Here is a 19,380-nt window from a genome sequence, read left to right as displayed (position 1 = left end):
ACGACCGCGTTCAGTCCTCTAAAAACGGGGTCCCGAGAAGTTCACCCGCAGCGTGTAGACCGAACTGCTCGCCGTGATGAACAGATCGTTCCGCCGCGGCCCGCCGAAGGTCAGGTTCGAACAGACCTCCGGCACCCGCAGCTTCCCGATCCGCGTGCCGTCGGGCGCGAAGCAGTGGAGGCCGTCGTGCGCCGCGGCCCAGACCCGGCCCGCGGTGTCCACGCGCACGCCGTCGAAACCGCCGGCGTCACAGGTCGCGAAGACCTCGCCGCCGGAAAGCCGTCCCTTGTCCACGGAGAAAACCCTGATGTGGCTGGGTTTCTGCCGCGTGTCCGCGATGTAGAGCAGCGACTCGTCCAGCGAGAACGCGAGCCCGTTCGGGCGCGAGAAATCGTCCGCGACGATCCGCGCCGAACCGTCCACCGGATCGACCCGGTACACGTGGCAGGCGCCGATCTCGCTTTCCGCCTGGTGTCCTTCGTAGTCGCTTTCGATGCCGTAACTCGGGTCGGTGAACCAGATCGCGCCGTCCGAGGACTCGACGACGTCGTTGGGGCTGTTGAACCTCTTGCCCTGATAGGTCTCCGCGAGAACGGTGGTCGTGCCGTCGTGTTCGGTGCGCGTCACCCGGCGGTTGCCCTGTTCGCAGCTGACGAGCCTGCCCTGGCGGTCGACGGTGTGCCCGTTGTGGAATCCGGCGGGCTCGCGGAACACGCCGACCGCGCCGGTGGTCTCGTCCCACCGCAGGACCCGGTCGTTCGGGATGTCGCTGAACACCAGGTACCGGCCGGCGGGGAAGTAGGCGGGTCCCTCGGTCCACCGGCAGCCGGTGTGCAGGCGCTGCATCCACTCGTCCCCGTTGACCCGGGCGAACCGCTCGTCGAGGACTTCGAAGTGTGCCTTGACCATGTCCATGAAAACCCCAGTGCTCTGAATGAGATATTGCGATCATCATGAACCGCCGAACTTGATATGGTCAACCCATGGATGACGTAGATCGCATGCTGCTCACCGCGCTGCAGCAGGACGCGACTCAGGCGTACGCCGCGCTCGGCAAGGCGGTCGGCCTCTCCGCGGGCGCCGCGCACGAACGGGTCCGCAAACTGCGTGAACAGGGCGTCATCCGGCGCACGACCGTCGACGTCGACCCGGCGGCGGTCGGCCGGGGCGTGATGGCGTTCGTGCTGGTCGAGGCGGGCTCGTGGATGGGCGACGCGCCGACCAAGGCCGCGCTGGAGGCGTTGCCGGAGGTCGTCGAGGCGCACATCATCGCGGGTCCGGCCTCGCTGCTGGTGAAGGTGCGCACGCCGACCACCGAGGAACTGCAGGCGTCACTGCGCAGGCTGTACGCGATCGAGGGCGTCACCGGGACGCAGACGATCGTGGTGCTCGAATCCTTCTTCGAGCGCTCCGTGAACGCTAGAGGCGACGATTCGCCAGGACGCCCGTCGCCGCCCGCGCCTTCCCGCTGACCGCGGGCTCCACGTCGACGACCACCAGCTCCGGCCCGGCGCCCAGCTGGGTGTGGACGCGGCCGAAACCGTCGGACACCGTGGAGTAGCCGATCCCGGTGGGCGCCTTCGGGTTCACCGGGGTCGAGGTCGTGGCCGGATCGGCCTGCCCGCAGCCGAGGACCCAGCAGCCCGAGTCGAGCGCGCGGGCGCGCACCAGGACCTCCCACTGCTCGCGTTTACCCTCGCCCGCACCCCAGGACGTCGGCACGAGGACGATGTCGGCGCCGTCGTCGGCCAGCTTCCGGAACAGCTCGGGGAAGCGGATGTCGTAGCAGGTCGCGACGCCGAACGTCACCCCGTCGACCTCGAAGGTGGCAGGCGCGGTGCCGGGCGCGACCGTGTCGGACTCCGCGAACCCGAACGCGTCGTACAGATGGATCTTGTCGTAGCCGAAGTGATGCCCCGCGCCGGTGACGAGCAGGGTGTTGCTCACCCGCCCGTCGGGCGACGGCGTGAACATGCCCGCGACGACCACCACACCGTGCTCCTCGGCGAGGGCGGCCACAGTGGACGCCCACGGTCCGTCCAAGGGTTGCGCGACGGGCCCGAGCGGGATGCCGAAGCGCGCCATCGCCGCCTCCGGGAACACGACGATCCGCGCGCCCTCGCCCGCCGCGGCCGTCACGCCCTCGCGAATCAGCTTCAGGTTCGTCTCGGGATCCTCGGCGGCCGTGAGCTGGCACAACCCGATTCGCGGCACGGAGGCCTCCCTCATCGTGGGATCGCTGGTCACCACCCCAGTGTGCCTGCTCGGGGCGATCCGGCCACCTCGTACCCTTGACCCATGCTGAACCGTACCGACCTGCGTGGACAGGTCCCGTCCGTTGCCGAACTCAGGCGCACGCTCCCGCGTGCCGAGTACGACGTGGACGCGGCGCTGCATCACGTACGGCCGGTGGTCGAGGCGGTCCGCGATCGTGGCGTCGAGGCGGTTCTCGAGTACACCGAGAAGTTCGACAAGGTCCGCCCCGGTGGCGTCCGCGTGGCGGCCGCGGAGCTCACCAGCGCGCTCGAGAACCTCGATCCGGTCGTCCGCGAGGCGCTGGAGGAGTCCATCGTCCGCGCGCGCAAGGTCCACGGCGACCAGCGCCGCCAGGACGTCACGACCGAGGTCGTCGACGGCGGCACGGTCACCGAGCGTTGGATCCCGGTCGAGCGGGTCGGGCTGTACGCGCCGGGCGGGCTGGCGGTGTACCCCTCGACCGTGGTGATGAACGTCGTCCCGGCGCAGATCGCCGGCGTCGGCACGCTCGTGCTGTGCTCGCCGCCGCAGGCCGCGTTCGGCGGGCTCCCGCACCCGACGATCCTGGCCGCCGCCGAACTGCTCGGCGTCGACGAGGTCTGGGCCGTCGGCGGGGCGCAGGCCGTCGCGCTGCTCGCGTACGGCGGTACCGACACCGACGGTGCGACGCTGGAGCCGGTCGACGTCGTCACCGGGCCGGGCAACATCTATCTCACCGCGGCCAAGCGGCTGCTGCGCGGCATCATCGGCATCGACTCCGAGGCGGGCCCGACCGAGATCGCGATCCTCGCCGACGACACCGCCGACCCGGTGCACGTCGCCGCCGACCTGATCAGCCAGGCCGAGCACGACCCGCTCGCCGCGAGCGTGCTGGTCGCCACGTCCGAGGAGCTCGCGGACGCCGTCGACAAGGAGCTGACCGGCCGCGTCGCCGCCACCAAGCACTCCGAGCGGGTGACGGAAGCCCTGGGCGGCAAGCAGTCCGGCATCATTCTAGTGTCCACTGTGGACGACGGGATCCGCGTCGTGGACGCGTACGCGGCGGAACACCTGGAGATCCAGACCGCCGACGCGCCGTCGGTGGCGGCCCGTGTGCGCAACGCAGGCGCGATCTTCGTCGGGGCGTACGCGCCGGTCTCGCTCGGCGACTACTGCGCCGGGTCGAACCACGTCCTGCCCACCGGCGGGTTCGCGCGGCACTCGTCCGGGCTTTCGGTGCAGAGCTTCCTCAAGGGCGTGCACGTCGTGGACTACAGCCAGGACGCGCTGCGCGAGATCGCCGGCCGCGTCGTCGCGCTGGCGAACGCCGAGGACCTGCCCGCGCACGGCGAGGCCATCACGGCGCGGTTCGAGGGGGAGCGGGCATGAGCATCGGCGAGGAGATCACGCTCGGCTCGCTCCCGCTGCGGGAGGACCTGCGGGGCAAGACCCCGTACGGCGCGCCGCAGCTCGACGTGCCGATCCGGCTCAACACCAACGAAAACCCGTACCCGCCGCCGGACGCGCTGGTGGCCGACGTCGCCGAGGCCGTCCGCGCCGAAGCCGCTTCGCTGCACCGCTACCCGGATCGCGACGCCGTCGCGCTGCGCCAGGACCTCGCGGACTACCTCGCGGTGTCCACCGGCGTGCTCGTGTCGGAGTCGAACGTGTGGGCCGCCAACGGGTCCAACGAGATCCTGCAGCAGATTCTGCAGGCCTTCGGCGGTCCGGGCCGTTCGGCGCTCGGCTTCGAGCCGTCGTACTCGATGCACCCGATCATCTCGGCGGGCACCCGCACCGACTGGCTGCCGGTGCCGCGCCGCGACGATTTCACGCTCGACACCGAGAAGGCGGCCGCGCTGGTGCGCGAACGCCGTCCGGACATCGTGTTCGTGACCAGCCCGAACAACCCGACCGGCGGGTCGATCCCGTTCGACGAGCTGCGCGGGCTGCTCGACGCGGCGCCGGGCATCGTGGTGGTCGACGAGGCGTACGCGGAGTTCTCGTCACAGCCGAGCGCCGTCGAGCTCCTCGAGGAGTACCCGGCGAAGTTGATCGTGTCACGCACGATGAGCAAGGCGTTCGCTTTCGCGGGCGGGCGGCTCGGGTATCTCGCGGCCGCGCCCGCGATCGTCGACGCGCTGCAGCTGGTACGGCTGCCGTACCACCTCTCGAAGCTCACGCAGGCCGCCGCGCGCGCCGCGCTGCGGCACGCGGACGCCACCCTCGCCTCGGTCGCCAAACTCGCGGCCGAACGCGACCGCGTGGTGGAAGCGTTGCTGGGCTTGGGATTCACGCCTGTCCCGAGCGACGCGAACTTCGTCCTCTTCGGACGGTTCGCGGACGCGCCCACGACCTGGCAGTCCTATTTGGACAACGGCGTGCTGATCAGGGACGTCGGCATCGAAGGGCACCTGCGGGTGACCATCGGGACGCCGGAAGAGAACGACGCCTTTCTCGAGGCCAGCAAGGAGGTGCCGCGATGAGTCGCGTCGGCAAGGTGGATCGCACCACCAAGGAATCGTCCATCTCGGTCCAGCTCGACCTGGACGGCACGGGGCAGGTGGAGATCGACACCGGTGTCCCGTTCTACGACCACATGCTCACCGCGTTCGGCGTGCACGGCTCGCTCGACCTCAAGGTGCAGGCGACGGGTGACGTGCACATCGACGCGCACCACACCGTCGAGGACACCGCGATCGTGCTCGGCCAGGCCCTGCGGCAGGCGCTCGGCGACAAGAGCGGCATCCGCCGCTTCGGTGACGCGTGGATCCCGATGGACGAAACCCTCGCGCACGCCGCGATCGACGTCTCCGGGCGCCCGTACTGCGTGCACCTGGGCGAGCCGGAGCAGTTCAACAGCTTCACCATCGGCGGGAACTACCCGTTCGTGCTGACGCGGCACGTGTTCGACTCGCTGTCGTTCCACGCGCAGATCGCGCTGCACGTGCGGGTGCTGCACGGCCGCGACCCGCACCACATCGCGGAGGCCGAGTACAAGGCCGTCGCGCGTGCGCTGCGCGCCGCCACCGAGCCGGACCCGCGGGCGGGCGGCATCCCGTCCACGAAGGGCGTCCTCTAACCCCCGCATCCAGAGGACTAAACGCGTCCGGCGGGCTTGTAGGTGTTGAGCTGGACGCCGGACGGCGTGGTCGTGGTGCCGGCGAACTCCAAGGAGCATGCCGGGGTTCCGTCAGCGAAGAAACGCTTGCCTGTGCCCAAAAGGAGCGGGTAGACGGCCAGTAGCACCTCGTCCGCGAGCCCGTTTTCGAGCAGGGCCGAGGTCAGCGTGGAGCTGCCCGAGAGGACGAGGTCCGGGCCGTCCTGCGCCTTGAGGCGGCGAACGCCTTCGACGAGGTCCGGGCCGACACCCTCGAACGGGCCCCACTTCAGGCTTTCCGGCCGATGGGTGACGACGTATTTCGTCGCCGCCTTGAGCCGGTCGGCGAGCGGGTCGCTCGGCGCGTCCGGCCAGTATTCCGACCAGATGTCGTAGGTGCGGCGGCCGAGCAGCAGGTCGAAACCTTCGGTGTGCGCGGCCGTGATGGCCTCCCGGCCTTCGGGTGTCCGATACGGCATGTTCCAGCCGCTGTACGGGAAGTCGTTCTCGTCGGCGGAATGCTGGATCACGCCGTCGAGCGAGATGTGTTCGATGATCTTGAGCTTTCTCATCACGCCTCCAGTAATGCGTCGAGCTGGGGCATCGCGGCGCGGAAGCCCTCTTCCATCCCCGGGATCGTCTTCTCCATGGCTTCGACACTGGAAAACCGGGTGACGTGGATCAGGCGCGACCCCGTCGGTGTCGTCTCGAAGGTGAAGGTCATCGAGGTGGGCATGTCCTCGTCGCCGGCGTTGTCCTCGCCGTCTTCCGCCTCGAACGAGTCGATGGGGTTCACCTCGGTGAACTTCCAGGAATTGGCCCACTTCTCGCCGTTCGGCCCGGACAGGTAGTACTCGGCGCGGCCACCGGCCCGGAAATCGTGATGGGTGAAGGTGGAGGGCGCGAAGGGCGGCCCCCAGAAGCGCTCAAGCTGCCGTGGATCGGCCCAGGCTTCCCAAAGTCGTTTCCGCGGGACGGGAAAGTCCGCCACGACGGTGAGACTGAGCTTTTCGGGCTCCTTGGTGACAGAGGTGATCGGCATCGTCATTCCCCTTCCCTCAGTACATCGTCGAGCTGTGCCACACGTTGGCGCCAAAGGACTTCGTAGGAGTCGAGAAGCTCGCCGGCGCGCTGGAGCCGCTCGCGGTCGGTCGAGACCAGTTGTTCGCGCCCGTTGGCACGCTTCCGGACGAGACCAGCGCGCTGGAGCACGGCGACGTGTTTCTGCACGGCGGCGAAACTCATCTCGTAGCGGGCGGCGAGATCGGACACCGACGGCGCTTCCGTGATCGCCCTGGCCAGGATGTCGCGGCGGGTGCCGTCGGCCAACGCGCGGAAGAGCTGGTTGAGCGACTCCTCGCTCTCCTCTCGAAGTACAACCATGTGGTTGTACGTTAGCGGTGCCCGGTCACGAGGGCAAGGTCCCGGGCCCGGCGCGGTCGGAGTGACCGAGGTGTGGCAGGGTGGCGGTCGTGAGTAACACGACCATCGCTGTGCTGCTGTTCGCGCTCGGCGGCTTCCTGATCGGCGGCGTCTACGCGACCTGGAAGAGCGTCAAGTTCATGGCCGTCGTGCTGGGGATCGGCGCGCTGCTGGCCATCGGCGGCGCCATCGCCTGGCTGGCCTGATCACGCCTCGAACGAGCTGAAGGGGACTTTCCCCGCATGTCATGCGAGGAAAGTCCCCTTCGCCACGTCTAACGCGGGTAAAGCGTCCTTCAGCTCCGGACCAGCTCCCGCTCGTCAGGCGCGTCCAGCTGCTTCGCGAGCTTCTCGCCTTCGACGTCGACGTCGGGCAGCACGCGATCCAGCCACTTCGGCAGCCACCAGGCGCCGCGGCCGAGCAGGGACATCAGCGCCGGCACGATGGTCATCCGGATCACGAACGCGTCCACCAGCACCCCGAAGGCCAGCGCGAACCCGATCGACTGGATCAGCGACGATTCCGCGAGGACGAACCCGGCGAACACGCTGATCATGATCAGCGCGGCCGCGACCACGACGCGGGAGCCGTGCCGGAAACCGGTGACCATCGCCTGCTGCGGATCGGCGCCGTGGACGTATTCCTCCCGCATCCGCGTCACCAGGAACACCTGATAGTCCATCGCGAGCCCGAACAGCACACCGATCAGCAGGATCGGCAGCATGCTCATGATCGGCCCGGTCGTCTTCACCCCGAGCAGGTCGGTGAGCCAGCCCCACTGGAACACCGCCACCACGGCGCCGAACGTCGCGACCACGGAGCCGAGGAAGCCCAGCGTCGCCTTCAGCGGGACCATGATCGATCGGAACACCAGCATCAGCAGCAGGAACGCGAGTCCGACGATCAGCGCGAGATAGGGCAGCATCGCGTCGGCGAGTTTCTCCGAGACGTCGATGTTGGCCGCGGTCTGGCCGGTCACCGCCAGCGACGCGCCGGTGGTCGTGCCCAGCCCCGCGTTCAGGCCGCGGATGTCGCTGACCAGGTCTTCGGTCGCGGTGCTGCTCGGGCCGCTCTTCGGGATGACGGTCAGGAGCGCCAGGTCACCGCCCCGGTTGGTCTTCGGCGGCGTGACGATCGGGCGTTCGGGGAGCGCGCCGATCCCCGCGGCCGCCTGCTGGAGCGCGGCCTGCCGGTCGGTGCTGCCGCTCAGGTCGACGACGATCACCAGCGGGCCGTTCGCGCCCTCGCCGAAGCTGCGGGCGACGGTGTCGTAGGCCTTGCGCTGGGTGGTGTCCGGCGCGGCGGTGCTGTCGTTCGGCAGGCCGAGCTGCATGCTCGCGGCCGGGATGGCGACGATCGCGAGACCGGCGATCGCGGCGATCAGCACCGGGATCCGGCGGTGGGCCACGAAACGCGCCCAGCGCTCGCCGTGTGTCGTCGCGTTTTCCTTGCGGCGCAAGCGGATCTTGCCGCCCGCCAGTTTGCCGCCCGCGAAGCCGAGCACGGCGGGGAGCAGGGTGAGCGCGATGACGACCGCGATGGCGACGGTGATCGCCGCGGCGATGCCCATCTCGCCGAGGAACGGGATGCCGACGACGGTGAGGCCCGCCAGCGCGATGATCACGGTCAGCCCGGCGAACACGACCGCGGAGCCCGCCGTGCCGGTGGCGCGTCCGGCCGCTTCCTCCGGATCCCGGCCGATCGTGAGTTCGTGCCGGTAGCGGGAAACGATGAAGAGCGCGTAGTCGATGCCGACGGCGAGGCCGATCATCAGCGCGAGCACCGGCGTGTTCGTGTTCAGTTCGAGGAATCCGGACGCCGTCGTGATCCCCGCCATGCCGATGCCGACACCGATGAGCGCGGTCAGCAGCGGGATCCCGGCCGCGAGCAGCGAGCCGAAGGTGATGATCAGGACGACGGCGGCGACCGCGACACCGAGGCCTTCGGTGGCGTTCGTGGCGGGCATCGCCTGGACGGCGTCACCGCCGAATTCCACGGTGTACCCGGCGGCCTTGGCGGAATCCGCGGCGGCCATCAGGCCGTCGCGGTCGGCGTCGGTGAGTTCGAAGCCCGGGACGCGGTAGCTGACCTGCGCCAGTGCGACGTGCTTGTCGGGCGAGATCGCCTGCGCCTGCAGCGGGTCGACCACGCCGGCGACCTTCGGCGCGTCCTTCAGCCCGGCGACGAGACGGGCGATCGCCGCCTGCCCACCGGCGTCGGTGATGTCACCGGGTGTCGAGATGACGACGCGCGCCGTCGCGCCACCGGCGGCGGCTTCCGGGAACCGGTCGGCGAGCTGGTCGATCGCCTTCTGCGATTCGGTGCCGGGGATGGTCACCGAGTTCGAAAGCTGGCCGGACAGGGTCAGCGCGCCCGCGCCGAGGGCCACCAGGACGGCGGCCCACACCGCCGTCACCAGTGCCCGGCGCCGGAACGAGAACCGGCCCAGGCGGTACAGGAAGCTGGCCACGAAAGTCTCCCGTTCACTCGTTCAGGTCCATTTCAAGCTAGCCGATCGGCTAGGGCCTTACAAGCCGATCGGCAAGTGTGTGACTAGCCGCACGGCTAGTACTCGTTTGGTCAGGCGGCCACGCTTGACGTAATCTCCGACGGCTGAACGAGGAGGGAACATGGACGTCGTCCACGTGGAGGACACCCGCACGCGACTACTGGGCACGGCGTTGCGGCTGTTCACCGAACACGGCGTGGAAGGCACCTCGCTGCAGATGATCGCGGACGCCCTCGGCGTCACCAAGGCCGCCGTCTACTACCACTTCAAGACGAAGGCGGAGATCACCGAGTCCGTCGCCGAACCCGTGCTGCGGGAGCTCGAAGGCATCGTCGACGATGCCCGCGCCCAGCGCACCCGGGGCGCGCAGATCGACCACCTGCTCGACGGTTTCGTCGATCTCGTGGTGCGGCACCGCGCGCTGGTCGCCCTGTTCTCCAGCGACCCCGGTATCGCCCGAGCGATCGAAAAATCCGTCCACCGCTCGGAAAGCTTCAAGAACCGGCTGCTGGAGATCCTCGCCGGCCCGGAGCCGGACGCGCTGGGGATGGTCACCGCACAGGTGCTCCTGGCCGGTATCGCCCTCGCCGGCGGCTCGCCCGAGGTCGCTTCGCTCGACGACGAGACGCTGCGCGAAACGCTCCTCAGCGTCGGCCGCAAGCTCTACAACCGGCCTCGCCGCCGTTCGTGACCGATGTGTTCAAGACAGGCGCCGCGATCCGCGCGACCCTGTCGGCATGACCATCGATCTGAAGGCGGCGGCCACGTTCATGGCCACCCAGGCCCGGCTGCTCGACAGGCGGCGCTTCGACGTCCTCTTCCGCGACGGTGATCCGGCGGCGGCGCTCGCCGCGCTGGAGGCGTACCGCAATCCCGACGGTGGCTACGGCCACGGGCTCGAACCCGACTGCCGCTCGGTGACGAGCCAGCCCGCCGGCGCGCTGCACGCTTTCGAGGTCTTCGCCGACGTCGGCAAGTCGACAAGTCCGCGTGCGGCCGAACTCTGCGACTGGCTCGCCTCGATCTCCCTGCCCGACGGCGGGATCCCGTTCGCGCTGCCGATGCCGGACCCGGAGGGCAGCGCGCCGTTCTGGGCGAGCGCGGATCCGGCGGTCTCCTCGCTGCAGATCACGGCGATCGTCGCGGTGACCGCGCATCGCGTCGCGGCGCACGATCCCGCGGTCGCCGCGCATCCCTGGCTCGCGAAGGCCACGCGCTACTGCCTCGATGAGATCGAGAAGCTCGACGAGGCCCCGCACGCGCTCGTGCTCGCTTTCGCGATGAAGCTGGTGGACGCGCTCGGCGACACGCGCTTGATCGAGAAGCTCGGCCGGTTCGTCCCGGACGACGGCGTGGTCGCCGTCGGTGGCGGGATCGAGGGCGAGGCCATGCGCCCGCTCGACTTCGCGCCGGAACCCGGGGGCCCGGCACGGAAGCTGTTCCGCCCGGGGGTCATCGAAGCGGACCTGCGGCGAGTCGCAGGCGGGCAGCACGACGACGGCGGCTGGCGCGTCGACTACACGAGCTATTCGCCCGCCGCCGCGCTGGAGTGGAACGGGATGTTCACCGTGGGCACGCTCGGGCTCCTGCGGGCCAACGGCCTGGTCTAGGGGAGACGGCGCAGGAATTCCGGCGGGACGGCGGCGGTGAGCCAGACGCCGTTCGCGCTCACCTGGAACTCGTGTCCAACGGCGGACATCTGCCGGGCGTCCACGGCGAGCAGCACCGGGACGCCGCGCCGCGCCCCGACGGCCCGCGCGGTGTCCACGGTCGCCGAGAGATGCACGGCGTGCCGTTTCATCGGCTTGAGTCCCTCGTGCAGGATCGCGTCGAGGAACCGGGAGACCGTGCCGTGATAGAGCACGTCCGGCGGGATCGCGGCGGGCAGTGCGAGGTCGACGTCGACACTGTGGCCCTGGCTGGCGCGGATCCGCAGCCCGGCCTCGTCGAAGGCGAAGCGCCGCTTGTCGTTGCCCTCGACCACTTCGTCGAGTTCGGCGCGGGTGAGCGGCAAACCGTTGCGCCGCAAGGCCGCCAAGAGCGTGTCGACGGCGACCCAGCCGTCCGGGGTGAGGGTGATCCCGATGTCACCGGGTGCGTGCCGCAGATGCCGGGAGAGTCGTTTCGAGACTCGGATGAGATTCTTCTTGTCCATTTCGAGTCACAGTGACGCACATCCGGCCCCCGCGTGGCAACGGAATTCAGATGCCGCCCTCGGAGGCCGGGCGCAGTTTCCCCGCGCCGGGGCCGAACCGGGACATCTGGTCGTCGGCGTTGTAGAGCCCGCAGCTGCGCAGGGAGAGGCAACCGCAGCCGACGCATCCGGTCAGCCTGTCGCGCAGGCGCTGCAACGCGTCGATCCGGGCGTCGAGTTCGTCCTGCCAGCCCCGCGAAAGGCGGGCCCAGTCGGCCTTGGTGGGGGCGTGGTCCTTGGGCAGGGTCTCCAGTGCCGAGCTGATGTCGTCCAGGCTGAGCCCGACCCGCTGCGCGGCGCGGATGAAGGCGATCCGGCGCAGCACCGAACGCGAGTACCGGCGCTGGTTGCCCGCCGAGCGCTCGGAGCTGATCAGTCCCTTGTCCTCGTAGAAACGCAAAGCCGTATGGGGCACGCCGCTGCGGTCGGCGACCTGCCCGATGCTCAGGTGTTCAGCCAGTCTCGTCACGTCGCCAGGTTAGCCTTGACTTCGACCTAAGTCGAGGTTGCAACCTCGGTTCATGACCACCGACACCAAGACCGGCTACGAGGATCTGCCGAGGCTGATCTCGTTGATGACCGGCGATGAGAAGCATCAGGCCGCCGCGGAGTCCACTGTGGACGTCCTGTGGGTGCTCTACGACCGTGTGCTCGACATCACCCCGGAGAACGTCCGCGATCCCGGCCGCGACCGTTTCCTGCTGTCGAAGGGCCACGGTCCGATGGCCTACTACGCGGTGCTGGCGAAGAAGGGCTTCCTCCACGAGGAAGAACTCGCCGACTGGACTTCGGCCGAGTCCCGGCTCGGTCACCATCCCGACCGGGCGAGGCTTCCCGTCGCCGAAATCTCCAGCGGTTCGCTCGGGCACGGGCTCCCGCTGGCCATCGGCACCGTGTTCGGCCTGCGCGCCAAGGGATTCCGCGACGCCAAGGTCGTCACCCTCATCGGTGACGCGGAGCTCGACGAGGGTTCCAACCAAGAGGCCATCGCGGTCGCCGGCCGGATCGGCATGCCGCAGCTGACCGCCGTCGTCGTCGACAACTCGTCGGCCACGCACGGCTGGCCCGGCGGGATCGCCCGCCGGTTCGAGGTCGAAGGCTGGACGACCCGCACCGTCGACGGCCGCGATCACGACGCGCTCCACGAAGCCTTCACCGCACCTCATCCGGACCGGCCGCTCGCCGTGGTCGCGACCGTCGAGCGAAAGGCCTGAACCCGTGAACATGCGTGAAACGTTCCTCGAAGCCGCCGCCGAGGCGCTCGACACCGACCCGAACGTCGCCGTCGTGCTCGCCGACATCTCCGCGGCACAACTCGCCTTCGCCGCGAGGAAACATCCCGACCGGGTGCTCAACGTCGGGATCCGCGAACAACTGATGATGAGCACCGCGGGCGGCCTCGCGCTGGCCGGGATGCGCCCGATCGTCCACACCTTCTCGTCGTTCCTCGTGGAGCGGGCTTTCGAGCAGGTCAAACTCGACCTCGGGCACCAGGACGTCGGGGCCGTGCTGGTGTCCTCGGGCGCGTCCTACGACATGCCGACCGCCGGGCGGACCCACCAGGCGCCCGGGGACGTCGCCCTCATCGACACGCTGCCGGGCTGGACCGTGCACGTTCCGGGGCATCCCGAAGAGGCACGGCGGCTGCTGCTCGAGTCCATCCCGGGCGACGGGCGCGTCTATCTCCGGCTATCCGCGCAGGAGAACGCGAAAGCGCATCTGGGCGCGGGTCTGCAAACGCTGCGCGAAGGCGGGCGAGGGGTGGTGGTGGCCGTCGGGCCGATGCTCGACCGGACGCTGGAGGCGACCGCCGAACTCGACGTGACCGTGCTCTACACCTCGACCATCCGGCCGTTCGACGCCGCCGGGCTGCGCGCGGCCGCCGAGGCCGCGGGGGCCACCGACGTCGTGCTGGTCGAGCCGTACCTCGCGGGAACGTCGGCGCACGCGGTGACGGACGCCTTGTCCGGAACGCCGCACCGGCTGCTCTCCCTCGGCGTCCGGCGCGACGCGGAAGTGCGCATCTACGGCGAAATGGCCGATCACGACCTCGCGCACGGCCTCGACGCCGGTTCGATCACCTTGTCCGTCAAGGAATTCCTCCACTAGCGTCACCAGGATGACGAAGATCCGCCCGCTCGCGCTCGGGGTCGTCCGCCGCGGCGAAGACCTTCTCGTGTTCGAAGGCCGTGACCACGCCAAAGGCGAGACCTACCATCGCCCGCTCGGCGGCGGGATCGAGTTCGGGGAGACCGCCGCCGAGGCGCTGCACCGCGAATTCCAGGAGGAACTCGCGGCGGAGCTGACCTCGGTCGAGCAGATCGCCGTGCTGGAGAACGTGTACACCTACGAAGGCGAGCCGGGGCACGAGATCGTGTTCCTGTTCACCGCCGACCTGACCGACAAGGCGTTCTACGAGCGCGACGAAGTCGGCGTGGTGCTCGACGACGGCGCCCGCGTGCACTGGCTCCCGATGGCCGACGTGACGAGCGGCAAGGCGATCCTGTACCCGGCCGGACTCGCGGACCTCCTTTCAGCGCAGGACTGACCGCGCGGTCGGGGTCAGTTCCCTTTGTTGCCAAGGGCGTTCGAGTTTGCCCGCCAGTTCGGCGCCGGTCCGGTCGAGGAGTTCGCGGTGTTCTTCCGTGGACTTCGTGAACCAGACGAACACCGATTCGTTCTCCCGCACGGGAAGACGGGGGAAGGTGTTCTCCGCGGGTTCCGTTTCGAAGTGGCCGAACGTGTCCACGCCGGATTCCCGCAAGGCGGGCGCCACGTGGTCCGCGAAATACGCGGAGAATTCCTTGACCGGGACGGCCGGATGGCACACCGTCACCAGCACCCGGGAATCCCCGGCGCCGCCCGGAGCGGGGAACCCCGGCCCGGACGGGCGCAGCACCAGGACGTCCGAGGCGTCGATCATCGTCTCGTTCGCCGCCGGGCCGTGCTCTCGCCACACGGGCCCGTGATAGAACGCTTCGAGTGCGGCCCGCCTGGCCTCCATGTCCCGGAAACCGCGCAGCCACACGAACTTGTCCGGCTCCGCCGGCTCGCGGAAGAGGCCGAACAAGCGCATGCCGCAGGCTTCCTGGCTCTCCACGAACTCGCGCTCGAAGAGCTCGATCAGCTCGTCCCGGCGGCCGGGGTGCAGCGTGTACCGGCGCAGCTCGACGACGGACTGGAACTCCGGGGAATCGGTCATGCGCGGACCATAGAGCGCCGCACCGACAGTTCCGGCTCTCAGCCGAGCAGGAAACCGCGGATCTGGTCGGCGACGGGCTCGGGGGCCATCCAGAAAGCACTGTGGTCGTGGTCTTCCAGCGTCAGCACGGTGACGTTCGGCAGGATCGCGGCCAGCGCCTCGGCGCCGGTGCGCATGAACGCCTCGCCGTTGCCGCCGACGGCGACGGCGATCGGCGCGTCGATGCTCCAGCGGTCGGTGGGCAGCGGCGTGCCGTCCTGGAGCCCGCGCCAGATCCGGCCGTCGTAGGCGTAGGTGTGGGCGTAGGACTTCGTCTTCTCCCAGGACGGGTCCTGCGTGATCATCGGGAGGTATTCGGCGGGGACGCCGACCACCTCGCTCATGAAGTACTCGCCCGCCTCGCCGCGCTTGCCCGCCGCGACGAGCGCTTCCATGTGCTCGACGGAATCGGCGGGGACCGGCGGCCGGGAGCCGTCGACGATGAACGGAGGCTCGTAGAGGTAGAGGCCGCTGACCTTGTCGCCCAGGGCGCTGGCCGCGTCCAGCACGATCCCGCATCCGCCGGATCCGGAGGCCAGGGCCGCGGAGCCGCCGAGGACGTCGATCAGCGCCGAGATGTCTTCGATCTCCCGCGCGGGGTCGTAGGGCTGCGGGTCGCCGCTGGCGCCGCGGCCGCGACGATCGAAGGTGAGCACGGTGAAGTCCTTGGCCAGCGCCGTGTACAGGCCGGCGACGGAGGTGTGGTCCTCCGCGACATTGCTGACCACGATGATCGCGGGACCCGAGCCGGTCTTTTCGTAGGCGATGGTGGTGCCGTCGGCCGAGGTGATGGTGTCCATGGTCGGTTCTCCGTCTGTGGTGTCGGTCGGGGTGTTCAGTACGTCGTCGAGCCGTTCGAGCGCCTCGACGTAGCCGTCGGCCATTTGCTGTTCGACAGCGCGTTGCAGTGCGGCGCCGTCGGCGAAAACGGCGCAGACGTCGACGGTGCAGCCGGTCCCGGCGGCGGCGAAGGTGACCGTCGTGGGGAAGGTGTCGGTGCCGTCGAGCCGCCATGCCTCGTCGGCGAACGCGTCGTCGTAGGCCAGTTCGGCACACGGCTCGACCACGGTGTACGTGGCGACACTGCGTACCGCGGCGGCCGAGCCGTCCTCCGGCGCGATCTGGAAACGCCAGCGACCGCCGGGGCGCACGTCCATCTCGTAGACGGTGGCCGCCCAGCCCCGCGGGCCCCACCAGCGACCGATCGCCTCGGCGTCGGTCCACGCCCACCAGGCGCGGTCGACGCCCGCGGCGTAGGTGCGGCTGATGTGGACGGTGTTGTTCGTCCTGTCGATCACGATGCCGTCGGACACGGCCGAGCTCCTCACGCGTTCGGTTCGGGGGCGCGGTCACCGTCGAGGAGTGAGCCGAGACGGTCCATCCGTCCCACCCACAGCGCCGCGAAACCTTGCACCCAGTCGCTGATCAAAAGCATCGCTTCGGGGTGCAGCCGGTAGATCCGCTGCTGGGCCTGCTTGGTCATTTCGACCACATCGGCCTCCGCGAGCAGCCTCAGGTGCCGGGACACCTGAGGCTGGCCGAGGCCGAGCGCGTCGACGATGGCGCCGACCGGCCGCGGCCCCTCTTTGAGCAGCTCGACGATCCGGAACCGGTTCGGCTCCGAAATCGCCGCCAGTCGCTGCTGCACGGTAGCGGTCATACGGCGAGAATACACGTAGCTATATATACGTGCAAGTAGATATACGAGAGCGAGCGCCGACCCGGTGCCGGCGTGCGGGAAGATCAGCGGAAGGCGGCCAGACCGGTGACCGACTGGCCGAGCGAGAGCGCGTGCATCTCTTCGGTGCCTTCGTAGGTCAGCACGGTTTCCAGGTTCGACATATGCCGCATCACCGGGTACTCCAGCGAGATCCCGTTGGCGCCGAGCATGGCGCGCGCGGTCCTCGCGACCTCCAGCGCGGAGCGGACGTTGGCGAGCTTGCCGAAGCTGACGTGGTTGTGGTGCAGCGTCCCGGCGTCCTTGAGCCGCCCGATCCGCAGCGCGACCAGACCGGCGCGGTTGACCTCGACGACGAGGTCGGCGAGCTTGCGCTGGGTGAGCTGGAAACCGGCCAGCGGTTTGCCGAACTGTTCCCGGCTCAGCGTGTACTCCAGCGCGGATTCGTAGCAGGAGCGAGCGGCGCCGACGACGCCGAACAGGATCCCGTAGCGCGCCTCGTTCAGGCAGGACAGTGGCCCGCGCAGGCCCCTGACCTCGGGGAACGCCGCGGACTCCGGCAGGCGGACGCCGTCGAGCACGAGTTCCGCGGTCAGCGAGGCCCGGAGCGACAGCTTGTGCTTGACCTCGTTCGCGGTGAAGCCCGGCGTGTTCGTGGGGACGACGAAGCCGCGCACGCCTTCGTCGGTCTGGGCCCAGACGACCGCGACGTCGGCCACGGTTCCGTTGGTGATCCACATCTTCGTGCCGCTCAGCACCCAGTCCGAGCCGTCGCGCACCGCGCGAGTCCGCATGCTGCCGGGGTCGCTGCCGGCGTCCGGTTCGGTCAGGCCGAAGCAGCCGAGCGCCTCACCGGCGGCCATCCGGGGCAGCCACTCCTGCTTGTGCTCCTCGGTGCCCCATTTGTGGATCGCGTACATCGCCAGCGAGCCCTGCACCGAGACGAAACTGCGCAACCCGGAGTCGACGGCCTCCAGCTCACGGCAGGCGATCCCGTAGGCGACCGCACTGGTCCCGGCGCAGCCGTAACCCTCCAGATGCATGCCGAGCAGCCCGAGTTGCCCGAACCCCTTGGCGAGCTCGGCGGCGGGCAGAGCGCCCGTCTCGTACCAGTCGGCGACGTTGGGCAGAAGCTGGTCCTGCGCGTAGGAGCGCACGGCGTCACGCATGGCCCGGTCCTCGGCGGTGAGCTCGGCGTCGAGATCGAGGAAGTCGCGCGGATCCGGGCTGCTGCTCATGCGGTCACTCCTGGTCGGCTCGGTGGGGCGTCTTCCTATGAAGAAAACCACACACGCGACCGGAGTCGGGTGTCAGCGATCCCGCCATCCGGTGGTCTTCGTCACCTGAACCGATGCCGTGGCCGTCCTGGCGGGGGCGGAGCGCCGCTTCTGCGCCGGGATCAGCAGCTCCGCGAAAGTAGGGAAAGGCACGCTCTCGATGTCTTCCCGCCAGGCGCTGAGCAGGCGGGTCAGGTCGTCGGCGTCCTGCATCGTTCCTCCATAAGTGCAGGGCGGTCCTGCGCCGGCCTTTCACTCGGAGTCGCTATTACCCAGAAGAGTGAAGGTCGAAACAGGGAATCCGCGAAAAATCCGGTCCGCTAGCCTGGGACGCGTGGCTACTCCTCGCGTGGTGATCCTGGACTACGGGTCCGGCAACCTCCGGTCCGCCGAACGCGCCGTCCAGCGCGCCGGCGCCGACGTCGAGGTCACCGCCGACCCGCATGCCGCGCTCGAGGCCGACGGCCTGGTCGTCCCCGGTGTCGGCGCCTTCTCCGCCTGCATGGAGGGGCTGCGGTCGGTGTCGGGGGAGAAGATCATCGGCAAACGCCTCGCCGGCGGCCGCCCCGTCCTGGGCATCTGCGTCGGCATGCAGATCCTGTTCGAACGCGGTGTCGAGCACGGTGTGGAGGCCGAGGGCGCCGGTGAATGGCCGGGCACGGTCGACAAGCTGGAGGCCGACGTCCTGCCGCACATGGGCTGGAACACCGTCCGCGCTCCGGAGGACTCGCGGCTGTTCGCCGGTCTGGACGCGGACACGCGGTTCTACTTCGTGCACTCCTACGCCGCGCGGACCTGGGAACTGGACTCCGGCCTCGCCGGGCAGCAGCCCAAGGTGACCTGGGCCAACCACGGCCAGGACTTCGTCGCCGCCGTCGAGAACGGGCCCCTCTGGGCGACCCAGTTCCACCCCGAGAAGTCCGGGGACGCCGGGGCGCACCTGCTGCGCAACTGGCTGAAGAGCCTGTCTTAGAGTGGGCGCGTGACTTTCACGCTCCTTCCCGCCGTTGATGTGGCCGATGGCCAGGCCGTGCGACTCGTCCAGGGCGAGGCCGGCACCGAAACCTCCTATGGCAGCCCGCTGGAGGCGGCGCTCGCCTGGCAGCGCGACGGGGCGGAGTGGATCCATCTGGTGGACCTCGACGCCGCGTTCGGCAAGGGATCCAACCGCGAACTGCTCGCCGACGTCGTGGCCAAGCTCGACGTCCAGGTGGAGCTGTCCGGTGGCATCCGCGACGACGCCTCGCTGGAGGCCGCGCTGGCCACCGGCGCCCGCCGCGTCAACCTCGGCACCGCGGCGCTGGAGGACCCGGAGTGGACCGCGAAGGTCGTCTCCTCCTACGGCGACCGCGTCGCCATCGGGCTGGACGTGCGGATCACCGAGGCCGGGCACCGGCTGTCCGCCCGCGGCTGGACGCAGGACGGCGGTGACCTCTGGGAGGTCCTCGACCGGCTCGACCGCGACGGCGCGCAGCGCTACGTCGTCACCGACGTGAGCAAGGACGGCACCCTCCAGGGCCCGAACATCGACCTGCTGCGCGAGGTCGCCGCCCGCACCGACGCGCCGGTCATCGCCTCCGGCGGTGTGTCCAGTGTGGACGATCTCCGCGCGCTGGCCGCACTGGCCCGCGACGGTGTCGAGGGGTCCATCGTCGGCAAGGCGCTCTACGCCGGCGCGTTCACCCTGCCCGAGGCGCTCGCGGCCGTCGCGGAGTTCTGAGCTT

General features: G+C 69.6%; 25 protein-coding genes. 12 read left to right on the top strand and 13 right to left on the bottom strand.

Annotation, left to right across the window (positions count from 1 at the left end; all coding sequences use genetic code 11):
- Positions 1-18: 18 nt before the first annotated feature.
- The gene (locus tag DMH01_RS40215; RefSeq protein WP_125684365.1) at positions 19-915 is read right to left on the bottom strand and encodes an SMP-30/gluconolactonase/LRE family protein; all 897 of its coding nucleotides are present in this window, start codon (positions 913-915) and stop codon (positions 19-21) included.
- A 68-nt stretch (positions 916-983) separates the two neighbouring features.
- Between DMH01_RS40215 and DMH01_RS40210 the strand changes: the two genes are divergently transcribed.
- Complete coding sequence (locus DMH01_RS40210; protein ID WP_125684364.1) at positions 984-1,472, top strand: Lrp/AsnC family transcriptional regulator; 489 nt, start codon at positions 984-986, stop codon at positions 1,470-1,472.
- On the opposite strand, the gene DMH01_RS40205 is transcribed toward DMH01_RS40210, so the two are convergent.
- A complete protein-coding gene (locus tag DMH01_RS40205) occupies positions 1,420-2,214 on the bottom strand; it encodes a carbon-nitrogen hydrolase family protein (protein WP_125684595.1) in 795 nt (264 codons plus the stop codon). The genes DMH01_RS40210 and DMH01_RS40205 overlap by 53 nt on opposite strands.
- A gap of 84 nt (positions 2,215-2,298) precedes the next feature.
- Between DMH01_RS40205 and hisD the strand changes: the two genes are divergently transcribed.
- From hisD to hisB, 3 genes are read left to right on the top strand one after another with little or no spacing between them, the layout of a single operon-like run.
- The gene (hisD, locus tag DMH01_RS40200; RefSeq protein WP_125684362.1) at positions 2,299-3,624 is read left to right on the top strand and encodes a histidinol dehydrogenase; all 1,326 of its coding nucleotides are present in this window, start codon (positions 2,299-2,301) and stop codon (positions 3,622-3,624) included.
- Positions 3,621-4,721 (top strand): histidinol-phosphate transaminase, encoded by a 1,101-nt coding sequence (locus tag DMH01_RS40195; RefSeq protein ID WP_125684360.1) that lies wholly within the window; start codon positions 3,621-3,623, stop codon positions 4,719-4,721. The genes hisD and DMH01_RS40195 overlap by 4 nt, the downstream gene beginning before the upstream one ends.
- Positions 4,718-5,317, top strand: coding sequence for an imidazoleglycerol-phosphate dehydratase HisB (hisB, locus tag DMH01_RS40190; protein ID WP_007029930.1), 600 nt, complete (start codon positions 4,718-4,720; stop codon positions 5,315-5,317). Before DMH01_RS40195 ends, hisB begins: the two co-directional genes overlap by 4 nt.
- A gap of 17 nt (positions 5,318-5,334) precedes the next feature.
- Here hisB and DMH01_RS40185 read toward each other — a convergent pair whose 3' ends face one another.
- Genes DMH01_RS40185 through DMH01_RS40175 form a run of 3 tightly spaced genes read right to left on the bottom strand, consistent with a single transcriptional unit; the run spans position 5,335 to position 6,718 of the window.
- Positions 5,335-5,907, bottom strand: coding sequence for a dihydrofolate reductase family protein (locus tag DMH01_RS40185; protein ID WP_125684359.1), 573 nt, complete (start codon positions 5,905-5,907; stop codon positions 5,335-5,337).
- Positions 5,907-6,377 (bottom strand): SRPBCC domain-containing protein, encoded by a 471-nt coding sequence (locus DMH01_RS40180; RefSeq protein WP_233621860.1) that lies wholly within the window; start codon positions 6,375-6,377, stop codon positions 5,907-5,909. Before DMH01_RS40180 ends, DMH01_RS40185 begins: the two co-directional genes overlap by 1 nt.
- Positions 6,378-6,379: 2 nt before the next feature.
- Entirely contained in the window at positions 6,380-6,718 is a 339-nt protein-coding gene (locus tag DMH01_RS40175; protein ID WP_125684356.1) for a helix-turn-helix transcriptional regulator, read from the bottom strand.
- Between the two features lie 89 nt (positions 6,719-6,807).
- Here DMH01_RS40175 and DMH01_RS43135 point away from each other — a divergent pair, with 89 nt between their 5' ends.
- Positions 6,808-6,963, top strand: a complete 156-nt coding sequence (locus DMH01_RS43135) for a hypothetical protein (protein ID WP_016335988.1) — start codon at positions 6,808-6,810, stop codon at positions 6,961-6,963.
- Between the two features lie 89 nt (positions 6,964-7,052).
- Here DMH01_RS43135 and DMH01_RS40170 read toward each other — a convergent pair whose 3' ends face one another.
- The gene (locus tag DMH01_RS40170; RefSeq protein ID WP_125684354.1) at positions 7,053-9,227 is read right to left on the bottom strand and encodes an MMPL family transporter; all 2,175 of its coding nucleotides are present in this window, start codon (positions 9,225-9,227) and stop codon (positions 7,053-7,055) included.
- A 160-nt stretch (positions 9,228-9,387) separates the two neighbouring features.
- Here DMH01_RS40170 and DMH01_RS40165 point away from each other — a divergent pair, with 160 nt between their 5' ends.
- Together DMH01_RS40165 and DMH01_RS40160 are read left to right on the top strand one after the other, a co-directional pair.
- Positions 9,388-9,957, top strand: coding sequence for a TetR/AcrR family transcriptional regulator (locus tag DMH01_RS40165; RefSeq protein ID WP_125684352.1), 570 nt, complete (start codon positions 9,388-9,390; stop codon positions 9,955-9,957).
- 46 nt (positions 9,958-10,003) lie between these two features.
- Positions 10,004-10,876, top strand: coding sequence for a hypothetical protein (locus DMH01_RS40160; RefSeq protein ID WP_125684351.1), 873 nt, complete (start codon positions 10,004-10,006; stop codon positions 10,874-10,876).
- Here DMH01_RS40160 and DMH01_RS40155 read toward each other — a convergent pair.
- Positions 10,873-11,421: an RNA 2'-phosphotransferase gene (locus DMH01_RS40155; protein ID WP_125684349.1), complete on the bottom strand. Its 549-nt coding sequence runs from the start codon at positions 11,419-11,421 to the stop codon at positions 10,873-10,875. The genes DMH01_RS40160 and DMH01_RS40155 overlap by 4 nt on opposite strands.
- 46 nt (positions 11,422-11,467) lie before the next feature.
- Positions 11,468-11,929: a redox-sensitive transcriptional activator SoxR gene (soxR, locus tag DMH01_RS40150; RefSeq protein WP_016335982.1), complete on the bottom strand. Its 462-nt coding sequence runs from the start codon at positions 11,927-11,929 to the stop codon at positions 11,468-11,470.
- 52 nt (positions 11,930-11,981) lie between these two features.
- Here soxR and DMH01_RS40145 point away from each other — a divergent pair, with 52 nt between their 5' ends.
- The 3 genes from DMH01_RS40145 to DMH01_RS40135 are packed head-to-tail and all read left to right on the top strand — an operon-like array spanning position 11,982 to position 14,008.
- Positions 11,982-12,674, top strand: a complete 693-nt coding sequence (locus DMH01_RS40145) for a transketolase (protein WP_125684347.1) — start codon at positions 11,982-11,984, stop codon at positions 12,672-12,674.
- Between the two features lie 4 nt (positions 12,675-12,678).
- A complete protein-coding gene (locus DMH01_RS40140) occupies positions 12,679-13,569 on the top strand; it encodes a transketolase family protein (protein ID WP_125684345.1) in 891 nt (296 codons plus the stop codon).
- 10 nt (positions 13,570-13,579) lie between these two features.
- Positions 13,580-14,008 (top strand): NUDIX hydrolase, encoded by a 429-nt coding sequence (locus DMH01_RS40135; RefSeq protein WP_125684343.1) that lies wholly within the window; start codon positions 13,580-13,582, stop codon positions 14,006-14,008.
- Here DMH01_RS40135 and DMH01_RS40130 read toward each other — a convergent pair.
- The 5 genes from DMH01_RS40130 to DMH01_RS40110 all read right to left on the bottom strand — a co-directional run bounded on the left by DMH01_RS40130 (position 13,994) and on the right by DMH01_RS40110 (position 17,869).
- A complete protein-coding gene (locus tag DMH01_RS40130; protein WP_125684341.1) occupies positions 13,994-14,662 on the bottom strand; it encodes an NIPSNAP family protein in 669 nt (222 codons plus the stop codon). The genes DMH01_RS40135 and DMH01_RS40130 overlap by 15 nt on opposite strands.
- A 38-nt stretch (positions 14,663-14,700) precedes the next feature.
- The gene (locus DMH01_RS40125) at positions 14,701-16,014 is read right to left on the bottom strand and encodes an alpha/beta fold hydrolase (protein ID WP_158633290.1); all 1,314 of its coding nucleotides are present in this window, start codon (positions 16,012-16,014) and stop codon (positions 14,701-14,703) included.
- Positions 16,015-16,025: 11 nt separating this feature from the next.
- Positions 16,026-16,361 carry a helix-turn-helix transcriptional regulator gene (locus tag DMH01_RS40120; protein WP_034319328.1) on the bottom strand — a complete coding sequence of 112 codons (336 nt, stop codon included), beginning with the start codon at positions 16,359-16,361 and terminating at the stop codon, positions 16,026-16,028.
- An 83-nt stretch (positions 16,362-16,444) separates the two neighbouring features.
- A complete protein-coding gene (locus DMH01_RS40115) occupies positions 16,445-17,617 on the bottom strand; it encodes an acyl-CoA dehydrogenase family protein (protein ID WP_125684337.1) in 1,173 nt (390 codons plus the stop codon).
- A gap of 72 nt (positions 17,618-17,689) precedes the next feature.
- Positions 17,690-17,869, bottom strand: coding sequence for a hypothetical protein (locus DMH01_RS40110; RefSeq protein ID WP_125684335.1), 180 nt, complete (start codon positions 17,867-17,869; stop codon positions 17,690-17,692).
- Between the two features lie 136 nt (positions 17,870-18,005).
- Here DMH01_RS40110 and hisH point away from each other — a divergent pair, with 136 nt between their 5' ends.
- Both hisH and priA read left to right on the top strand, forming a co-directional pair.
- A complete protein-coding gene (hisH, locus tag DMH01_RS40105; RefSeq protein WP_125684593.1) occupies positions 18,006-18,629 on the top strand; it encodes an imidazole glycerol phosphate synthase subunit HisH in 624 nt (207 codons plus the stop codon).
- A gap of 9 nt (positions 18,630-18,638) precedes the next feature.
- Positions 18,639-19,376, top strand: a complete 738-nt coding sequence (gene priA, locus DMH01_RS40100) for a bifunctional 1-(5-phosphoribosyl)-5-((5-phosphoribosylamino)methylideneamino)imidazole-4-carboxamide isomerase/phosphoribosylanthranilate isomerase PriA (protein WP_007029948.1) — start codon at positions 18,639-18,641, stop codon at positions 19,374-19,376.
- The last annotated feature ends 4 nt before the right edge of the window (positions 19,377-19,380 follow it).

Source organism: Amycolatopsis sp. WAC 04182, from assembly GCF_003947465.1.
In the GTDB taxonomy this organism is placed as follows: domain Bacteria; phylum Actinomycetota; class Actinomycetes; order Mycobacteriales; family Pseudonocardiaceae; genus Amycolatopsis.
The sequence above is the reverse complement of the archived record's forward strand: the minus strand, read 5'-3'. Positions and strand labels throughout refer to the sequence as shown.

Coding starts and splice junctions, on each gene's coding strand:
- DMH01_RS40185 (WP_125684359.1), bottom strand. CDS start 5,907: ATGAGAAAGCTCAAGATCATCGAACACATCTCGCTCGACGGCGTGATC.
- DMH01_RS40195 (WP_125684360.1), top strand. CDS start 3,621: ATGAGCATCGGCGAGGAGATCACGCTCGGCTCGCTCCCGCTGCGGGAG.
- hisD (WP_125684362.1), top strand. CDS start 2,299: ATGCTGAACCGTACCGACCTGCGTGGACAGGTCCCGTCCGTTGCCGAA.
- hisB (WP_007029930.1), top strand. CDS start 4,718: ATGAGTCGCGTCGGCAAGGTGGATCGCACCACCAAGGAATCGTCCATC.
- DMH01_RS40145 (WP_125684347.1), top strand. CDS start 11,982: ATGACCACCGACACCAAGACCGGCTACGAGGATCTGCCGAGGCTGATC.
- DMH01_RS40215 (WP_125684365.1), bottom strand. CDS start 915: ATGGACATGGTCAAGGCACACTTCGAAGTCCTCGACGAGCGGTTCGCC.
- DMH01_RS40155 (WP_125684349.1), bottom strand. CDS start 11,421: ATGGACAAGAAGAATCTCATCCGAGTCTCGAAACGACTCTCCCGGCAT.
- DMH01_RS40115 (WP_125684337.1), bottom strand. CDS start 17,617: ATGAGCAGCAGCCCGGATCCGCGCGACTTCCTCGATCTCGACGCCGAG.
- DMH01_RS40180 (WP_233621860.1), bottom strand. CDS start 6,377: ATGCCGATCACCTCTGTCACCAAGGAGCCCGAAAAGCTCAGTCTCACC.
- DMH01_RS40135 (WP_125684343.1), top strand. CDS start 13,580: ATGACGAAGATCCGCCCGCTCGCGCTCGGGGTCGTCCGCCGCGGCGAA.
- DMH01_RS40110 (WP_125684335.1), bottom strand. CDS start 17,869: ATGCAGGACGCCGACGACCTGACCCGCCTGCTCAGCGCCTGGCGGGAA.
- DMH01_RS40130 (WP_125684341.1), bottom strand. CDS start 14,662: ATGACCGATTCCCCGGAGTTCCAGTCCGTCGTCGAGCTGCGCCGGTAC.
- DMH01_RS40120 (WP_034319328.1), bottom strand. CDS start 16,361: ATGACCGCTACCGTGCAGCAGCGACTGGCGGCGATTTCGGAGCCGAAC.
- DMH01_RS40210 (WP_125684364.1), top strand. CDS start 984: ATGGATGACGTAGATCGCATGCTGCTCACCGCGCTGCAGCAGGACGCG.
- DMH01_RS40160 (WP_125684351.1), top strand. CDS start 10,004: ATGACCATCGATCTGAAGGCGGCGGCCACGTTCATGGCCACCCAGGCC.
- DMH01_RS40175 (WP_125684356.1), bottom strand. CDS start 6,718: ATGGTTGTACTTCGAGAGGAGAGCGAGGAGTCGCTCAACCAGCTCTTC.
- DMH01_RS40165 (WP_125684352.1), top strand. CDS start 9,388: ATGGACGTCGTCCACGTGGAGGACACCCGCACGCGACTACTGGGCACG.